The organism is Gammaproteobacteria bacterium (assembly GCA_021647245.1).
Lineage (GTDB): Bacteria > Pseudomonadota > Gammaproteobacteria > RBG-16-57-12 > RBG-16-57-12 > JAFLJP01.
The window spans coordinates 51,542-58,231 of record JAKIVC010000017.1; the positions used below are offsets into that span (position 1 = coordinate 51,542).

7 protein-coding genes are annotated in these 6,690 nt (G+C 48.5%); 4 read left to right on the forward strand and 3 right to left on the reverse strand.

Annotated features, from left to right (window positions below):
• Positions 1-3: 3 nt before the first annotated feature.
• The 3 genes from L3J94_06450 to L3J94_06460 are packed head-to-tail and all read right to left on the reverse strand — an operon-like array spanning position 4 to position 2,443.
• Positions 4-1,353 carry a UPF0149 family protein gene (locus L3J94_06450; GenBank protein ID MCF6218390.1) on the reverse strand — a complete coding sequence of 450 codons (1,350 nt, stop codon included), beginning with the start codon at positions 1,351-1,353 and terminating at the stop codon, positions 4-6.
• A gap of 2 nt (positions 1,354-1,355) precedes the next feature.
• Positions 1,356-2,015 carry a DsbA family protein gene (locus L3J94_06455; protein MCF6218391.1) on the reverse strand — a complete coding sequence of 220 codons (660 nt, stop codon included), beginning with the start codon at positions 2,013-2,015 and terminating at the stop codon, positions 1,356-1,358.
• Positions 2,012-2,443: a disulfide bond formation protein B gene (locus L3J94_06460; GenBank protein ID MCF6218392.1), complete on the reverse strand. Its 432-nt coding sequence runs from the start codon at positions 2,441-2,443 to the stop codon at positions 2,012-2,014. The genes L3J94_06455 and L3J94_06460 overlap by 4 nt, the downstream gene beginning before the upstream one ends.
• Before the next feature lie 481 nt (positions 2,444-2,924).
• Here L3J94_06460 and L3J94_06465 point away from each other — a divergent pair, with 481 nt between their 5' ends.
• The 4 genes from L3J94_06465 to L3J94_06480 all read left to right on the forward strand — a co-directional run.
• Positions 2,925-3,131, forward strand: a complete 207-nt coding sequence (locus tag L3J94_06465) for a cold-shock protein (GenBank protein ID MCF6218393.1) — start codon at positions 2,925-2,927, stop codon at positions 3,129-3,131.
• Between the two features lie 129 nt (positions 3,132-3,260).
• Positions 3,261-4,643 (forward strand): ATP-dependent RNA helicase DbpA, encoded by a 1,383-nt coding sequence (gene dbpA / locus L3J94_06470; protein ID MCF6218394.1) that lies wholly within the window; start codon positions 3,261-3,263, stop codon positions 4,641-4,643.
• A gap of 101 nt (positions 4,644-4,744) precedes the next feature.
• Positions 4,745-5,650 carry a LysR family transcriptional regulator gene (locus L3J94_06475; protein ID MCF6218395.1) on the forward strand — a complete coding sequence of 302 codons (906 nt, stop codon included), beginning with the start codon at positions 4,745-4,747 and terminating at the stop codon, positions 5,648-5,650.
• Positions 5,651-5,659: 9 nt separating this feature from the next.
• Positions 5,660-6,690 (forward strand): AI-2E family transporter (locus L3J94_06480; GenBank protein MCF6218396.1); only part of this gene is annotated, 1,031 nt, incomplete at its 3' end.

The following is a 6,690-nucleotide window of genomic DNA, read 5'->3' on the forward strand; positions in this document are numbered from 1 at the left end:
CATTTATCCACAGCACTTTTTATATTTTTTACCGCTTCCACAGGGGCAGGGGTTGTTTCTACCCACCTTGGGGACGGTGCGTTGAATGGGCTTATTGGCACGCTGGCGCTGCTCTAGGAAGTGTAGATAGAGCGTTTTTACCGCAGGTTCGATAGTGAGCCCGCTCTGGTTTATCTGCTCTTCGCTTAGCTGGTCCAGTGCCTCACCCTCGTGCTGAGTGGTAAATAACTGAATGGGTTTCAGGGCTTGTTCTAAGGCGCTGTGATCTTCCGCTGCGGTTAACTCATCCCATAGTGTAATGCCACGCATGAAGCCCTCACACCAGCTGCTAACGATGGTGTACTCCTGCTCATCTTCCACCTCGACCAGAAACAGAGCGTGATACTCTTTTTTGTGCATACCCTCCATAACATGGTTGTAGAAGGTGAAGATGGCATCATTGAACTCTTCATATTCGCTGCGCTTTTTCCAGTGGGGTGTTTTCTCCTCTCCTCCCCAAAGTGCGGGTAACCACTGTGCCGCCATAATGTTGTTAGGGGCGCAGGCGAGGGCGGAGAAAAAGCCGTCCAGCTCAGAGGCGTTAAATATGGCCTCATCATTGCCGTCGCGGTCAAAGTAGTAGTTGACCAGATCAATGACATCACCACTTTCTGGTTTTTTAGCGGGCGCTGCTTTAAAACCATAGCTCTCTGCCTGAGAGGGGCGTGGTGTCTCACGGCTGCTTCGAAATCCCAGTTTGATTTCAACCTCTTCCAGGTCACCCGCGCAACTGCTGTCAACCCCGTCATTTTGATACAGGGCTCGAATACCCTCAATTAACTCTTTGGCTTTTAGCTCACACAATCGGCCAATTAATAGGCCATTCAGGGTGGGCAGTGTGAGATCCGGCTTCTCCAGATAGGCTTGGTAGTGGGCCAGTACCGCACGACGTTGTTCGGGGTAGTGTTCAACAACCTCACACAGTGCATCTACCGCCATAACGTGGGTGAATTCATCAAGCTCTGGTGTGTTCAAGAGGGCTGCCAGTGGCTCAATAGCCGACTCGCCGATCATGCCCAAGACAATGGGCAGCTCGTACAGTGCCCAGTCATCTTCCACGAGCTCATCGAAAAGCTTGATCAAGGGCAGGGCTGCGTGGCTGCAACGCAGCTGTGCCAACGTTCGCCAAGCGTGGAGTGGCGCCCAAATATTGGCGCTGTCTGCATCTGCCTGATGCAGCGCTTTATCGCCCGCTATTTTGAGCAGGGCGGTGACATCACTATTATTAAAACCGTATTGCAGGTAGTCAGGCCATTGATGGGCAGCGCAATTTAAGTCGCCCAGTGTGAAAAGAATCTCAGTTTTATTGGCCATTGTTATGATCCGGGGTAATAGGCGTTAACTTCACTGGCCACCAGGTTTTTAAGTTGCTCATAACCAAATCGGCTGAGGGGTTTGCCGTTAACAAAAAACGTCGGGGTTTTAGTGGCCCCCAGTCGTTGCCCATCGGCTATATCCTGATTGATTATTTTGTCAATTTCAGGGCTGTTTACATCTTTCCTGAGCTGCACAACATCAAAGCCAAAGCGCTCCAGATAGGTCCAGAATATTTCTGGTTTAGGTTGGTGGTGTGATGCCCAGTGGGACTGTGTTTCAAACATCAACTCTAATACCTCCCAGAATTGACCTTGTTTTTTAGCCGCCTCCAGAATTTTTACCATATGGTCAGAACCGGGGTGTAGTGGGGCGTAGCGGATCACTAAGTTTACTTTTCCACGGTAGGTTGCCAATAGCTCTTTTACCAGAGGATGGAACTGACGGCAGGTTTCACACGCGGGATCGAGAAACTCTACAATAGTCACTTTTGCCTCAGGATTGCCTTTTCTTGGCGAGTAATGCTTGCTTAGGGCATCTGCATTTTGCGTGACCCGCTGTGTTTGAGTGTCGGTTTGTTGGCTGTTGTAGAGGTAAGCCGCCATTAAAAAGGCGAGTACCATTAAGAAGATTGCGCCGATTATGGTGTAGTTCTGTTTCATGTGGAGACCTTGCTTTTGAGTAACAAAATAATAATGAGCGAAAAGGAGAGCAGCGAGAGCAGTGAAATCGGTAGAAAACCAAATAGCACCATACTGTCATCAGCGCAGGAGACTCCCTGGCTACAGGGCTGAAGGTTCTCAGGTATCAAGCCAAAAAAGAGTAAACAGTGGTAGAGGGTGAAGAGCAAGCCGATCACAGCGATGGGTAGGGCGTAGTTGACTACCCGTTTATCCAGCGGGTAGAGCCCTACCAGTAGGATGACCACCAGTGGGAACATGAATATTCGCTGGTACCAGCACAAAACACAGGGCACCAGCTCCATTATTTCACTGAAAAAAAGGCTGCCTAAGGTCGATAGGGTAGCTATCAGCCAGCTACTGAAGATAAGTAACCAGCGTCTATCATCTGTCTGTTGGTGGGATTTCATTTAAGCCCTACTTTCTCTAAATAACAATTACCCCGAACACTTAATAAGTGAGGCACAATCTTACTCGCCTATTGATGCTGACTGTAATTTTCCTTAAAAATCAATGTGCTGCGTTGTTTTTGTGCGAATTTATTAAATACCTGGGTGATACGAATATTGATTTTACTTGAGCGCTTTTGTGCAGGCTATTACTATTTTGTAGCTTTGCACGCGTTGTTGGGGTTGTCGGCTGTTTTTTGTGTTGTCAGATAGAGCCATTGGCAGTGGTATGGGATTTGTCGTTGACTATGCAGTTTGGACGTATATAATTTAGCACAGCTTGATTGTGCGTTTTTATGTATATCATTTCGATGTTCTATAATGGTCTTCGTCCTGCGTGTCATATACAAATAGCAACACTTCTAGCTAAATCGCCTTTAGCGCCTAAGTTTTTTGGATTTAGGCAGGGCACGACGACTTTTGAAATTTATAGGATATGATTATGTCTACTACTACTGGTACCGTTAAATGGTTCAACGAATCAAAAGGTTTTGGCTTTATTGAGCAAGAATCTGGTCCCGACGTATTTGCCCACTTCAGCGCTATTTCTGGTTCAGGGTTTAAAACTCTGGCAGAAGGTCAGAAAGTTGAATTTACTGTTACTCAGGGTCAAAAAGGTCCTCAGGCAGAAAATATCGTCGCGATCTAATACCGAATTGCGATTGCGTCTGCGACTTCAGTTGCAGAGTTGCTCACTCCTTGAGGGTGAGTGAAGGGTGAGGCCTTAATGGTCTTGCCCTTTTTTATTTGGACACGTTGCACAATTGAGGACGATACGTTGAGCGAAACCGCTTTCTCATCCCTGAAGCTCCACCCTGACTTGTTAAAAAACATCACCTCATTGGGTTACGATGCGATGACTCCGATTCAGGCGAAAAGCTTGCCCTACATATTGGCCGGGAGAGATGTTATCGCTCAGGGGCAAACCGGGTCGGGTAAGACGGCCGCGTTCACATTGGGGTTGCTGGAGAATCTGAATGTAAAGCATTTTCGCATTCAGACGCTGGTGCTGTGTCCCACTCGCGAGTTGGCTGATCAGGTGGCAAAAGAGATTCGCAGGATGGCCAGAACGATTCACAACATCAAAGTATTAACCCTCTGTGGTGGCATGCCTTTTGGCCCCCAAGTGGGATCGTTGGAGCATAACGCACATATTGTGGTGGGAACGCCGGGTCGTGTTGCGGATCACTTGCGTAGAGGAACACTAAGTCTGGATGAGGTGAACACCCTGGTGCTGGATGAAGCGGATCGTATGCTTGATATGGGGTTTCAAGAGACCCTAGATGAAATTATTGACCATATGCCTAAGCACTATCAAACGCTGCTGTTTAGTGCGACCTATCCCGAGCAGATCGCCTCAATGGCTAGTCGCATTACTCAGGACCCAGTGATGGTTAAAGTGGCGACAACACACGATAACAGCAGTATTCATCAATCTCTATATGAGGTGGATGAGCAGATGCCGCGAATTACGGCCGTTCGCCTGCTGTTGTTGGCGCACCGCCCGTTGTCTGCGGTGGTGTTTTGCAATACTCGGCTGGAGACCCAGGAGGTGGCTGATCAGCTTTCTCGCTTTGGCTTCAGTGCAGCAGCGTTACACGGCGAGCTGGAGCAGCGTGAGCGAGATCAAACTCTGGCGTTGTTTGCCAATAAGAGTATTTCGATATTGGTGGCTACTGATGTGGCGGCTAGAGGGTTGGACATCGATGCGTTAGATGTGGTTATTAACTACCAAATTGCACGGGAGTATGAGGTTCATATTCACCGTGTTGGCCGTACTGGGCGTGCAGGTAGCAAGGGGATGGCCTGTACACTGTATACAGAAAAGGAGCGTTATCGGGTAGGCCGCCTGGAGGCGCACCTAGGCCACTCAATAGAGCGGGCTGCTTTGCCGGTGGCTGACTTGCTTGAACAACCCGTCTATAAACCGAGCATGGCGACGTTACAGATAGAGGGTGGTAAGAAACAAAAAGTGCGTCCAGGCGATATTTTGGGTGCATTGACGGGTGAGAGTGGCATTAGTGGTCGCGAGGTGGGGAAAATTAACGTCTTTGACAACGCCTCTTATGTTGCGGTTATGCGTGAGGTTAAAAATGTAGCATTGAAAAAATTGTCCGCAGGGAAACTGAAAGGGCGCTCATTCCGTGTGCGGCTGCTTTAATCTAAGCGCAATAGAGTGCACTGTTCATGCGGCTTGCTTGTATTGTGATGCTGACTTGTTATTATTGTCATAAGTATAATTTTAGTGGATAAAGTGTATTTATGGCTGATCGCCGACTGAGAGTGTTTCACGCGGTGGCGCAGCTGTTAAGCTTTACTAAGGCGGCAGAGTCACTCTATATGACCCAGCCAGCCGTCACTTTTCAGGTGCGCCAGCTTGAGGAACAGTTTAATACTCGCCTGTTTGATAGAACCCATAATCGAATTGCACTGACAGAAGCGGGGCGCTCTGTTTATAGCTATTCATCACGTATTTTTGAGCTTTACGATGAGATGGATAATTCGGTCAGAGAGATCACAGGTGATGTGAGTGGTGTGCTGATTATTGGTGCTAGCATGACCATCGCCGAATATATGCTGCCCGCGCTCCTGGGTGAGTTTAAACGTGCTTACCCAGAGGTGGGCCTGCGTCTGAAAGTGGGCAATACAGATGCGATTGTTATGATGGTCGAAAGTAACATCATCGACTTAGGAGTGGTTGAGGCACCTGTCTCGAATAAAAGCCTCTCAGTTGAGTTGTGTCGAGAGGATCAGCTGGTGGCGATTGTTGCACCTGACCACCCGTTATCAGTATATGATGAAATTTCGGCTGAAAAAATATTAAAATACCCCTACATCTCCCGTGAAGAGGGATCCGGTACCCGCGATGTGTTTGTTGAATACTTGCAACAACATGGCTTTGATGAAAAACAGCTGAATGTCATTATGGAGCTGGGGAGTCCCGAGGCGATTAAAGGTGCTGTTGAGGCGGGTATTGGGGTGACGGTGATGTCCCGTACCACTCTTGATAAAGAGTTGGCCCTGGGCACACTGAAGGCGATTGCATTCAATCCACCGCTGGTGCGCCCCTTCTCCTTTGTACACCAACGGCAAAAATTTAGGCAGCGTGCGATGGATGAGCTTCTCAGCTTTGCCCGCAACTACTGTAAAACACACTGTAAAGAGTAAGTTTGCACCATGATTGAGATATTTAAAGAGTGGTATCAGCGCAACTTCTCTGATCCCCAGGCCGTTATACTGGCGCTACTGCTGCTGGTTGGTTTTGTAGTGGTGATCTTTCTTGGCGATATGCTGGCACCGCTGTTGGCCAGTGTGATTATCGCCTATCTTCTGGAAGGGACGGTCGCCAAATTACAGCAGTATGGGGTGGCACGTTTGTGGGCGGTGGTGAGTGTCTTTATACTTTTCGTGACACTGCTGGTTTACACTATTCTTGGCTTGATTCCCTTGCTCTCCCAACAGGTTAGCGAGCTGGTTGGTGAGGTTCCTAATATGGTGACCAAGGGACAGCAGAGCCTACTATCTTTGCATGAATCCTATCCAAGTTATTTCAGCGAAGAGCAGGTGCGTGAGTTGATGAGTGGGGTGCGTGCGGATCTTACTACCTTTGGGCAGAGCGTATTCTCCAAATCGATCGCCTCGATTCCGGTACTGATTACCGTTCTGGTCTACCTGATATTAGTACCGATTATGGTGTTCTTTTTTCTCAAGGATAAACAGAGCATCGTGCAGTGGTTTACTGCCTATCTACCTGAGCAGCGTCGCCTGGCAGGAGAGGTATGGCAGGAGATGGATCGGCAGATTGGTAACTACATACGAGGGAAAATTTTAGAGATCATTATCATCGGGGTCGTTACCTACATCGCCTTCTATATGATGGGGCTAAACTATGCACCGCTACTGGCAGCGCTGGTGGGCATTTCGGTGTTGGTGCCATACATTGGCGCGGCGGTGGTGACGATTCCTGTGGCGTTGATCGCTTATTTTCAGTGGGGTCTTAGTGCAGATTTTGGCTATCTAATGCTAGTGTATGGCATTATTCAAGCCCTTGATGGTAATGTTCTGGTGCCGATTCTATTCTCTGAAGCGGTTAACCTGCATCCCGTGGCCATTATCGCTGCAGTGCTGTTTTTTGGTGGTATCTGGGGTTTTTGGGGGGTGTTCTTTGCCATTCCGCTAGCCACCTTGGTTGCTGCTGTACTAAGAGC